Source organism: Coprococcus sp. AM97-35, assembly GCF_027697525.1.
Taxonomy (GTDB): domain Bacteria; phylum Bacillota; class Clostridia; order Lachnospirales; family Lachnospiraceae; genus Allocoprococcus; species Allocoprococcus comes.
Genome location: NZ_JAQESL010000071.1, coordinates 1 through 1,131 on the forward strand (window position 1 = coordinate 1; position 1,131 = coordinate 1,131).

2 protein-coding genes are annotated in these 1,131 nt (G+C 32.8%); both read right to left on the reverse strand.

What is annotated here, in order from left to right; genetic code table 11:
* Positions 1-270 (reverse strand): conjugal transfer protein (locus PG840_RS16670; protein ID WP_270613913.1); only part of this gene is annotated, 270 nt, incomplete at its 3' end.
* Between the two features lie 109 nt (positions 271-379).
* Positions 380-1,000: a hypothetical protein gene (locus PG840_RS16675; protein ID WP_008787617.1), complete on the reverse strand. Its 621-nt coding sequence runs from the start codon at positions 998-1,000 to the stop codon at positions 380-382.
* Positions 1,001-1,131: the final 131 nt, after the last annotated feature.

The following is a 1,131-nucleotide window of genomic DNA, read 5'->3' on the forward strand; positions in this document are numbered from 1 at the left end:
TTGTTTCTTCGCCAGTTGTTCCTTTCGTTTCCACCAGCACCCTTGTTTCCTGCATTGTTCCTCACGTCCTTTCTGTTGTTTCATCACATCTTGTAAGGTCTGGTACGACATACCAAACACATATTTAGAAAAATCTTCTAACTGTCTTTCTTCATAATCGGCAGGGTTCAGTCGTTTCATTTCCTGCCACACCTTACGCTTGTAAGAGGGCAGGTCGGAAATATAATCACAGCCGACTTTCGTCTGCATATCCTTAAAAATATCGCTCATTTCATCACTCCAATCTAAAATTTAGGTAAGAAAAAAGCAGTCAATCCTAAGACTAACTGCTTTGTGTGTATGGATATGAAATTGTCAAACTGGGATTTATCAATATAAACTACCATGGAAAAATATAATAAAATACCAAAGTACTTAATACAATTCCGACAATATACATTTTTCTATAGTTTACTTTTTTGAAAAATATTATGGTAAACACAACAGCTCCTATAATATCCATTAACAACTGAAATAGGAATGTTTGATGTTCCAAAAAATAAATAAAAACTGCTATTGTTTCAGCAAATAATGCTCCTACTGGTAAAGAATATAATACTGAACTAAAAATATGTTCCCTATTCCAATAGTACAGAATAAATGCTGCTATTGCACAAGCGATTGACCAAACAGTAAACAATATGAATAGCCCAAAGCGGAATCCGCCGGAAAACATAGGTATAAACATTCCTAATATTGCTTGTAAAGCATAAAAACTTAATGTCATTCCAAACATATACAAGAACGAACTAATTCCTGCACAAATATTTGAGGTGCTTAACATAACGATGATAGTATTGGTAATAATCCAAAAACCAAACAATGTTTGAGGTGATGAAAAACTCCATAGTGTATCTGCGGGAAAATAATCTAACAGTCTACATATACACCCTACTAATATACCAATTACAAATATCGCTGTATAAGACTTATATGTATTTCTTAGTTTTATATTTGACACAATAGTTTTCCTCCTAAGTTCAAATTCATATTTGTCGTTTTCTTCATATCCATATTATATCACTCACATATTAGCACTACAATAAAATTTTATGCACCGATAATCTTGTTGAACAGCTCTAACAGTACATC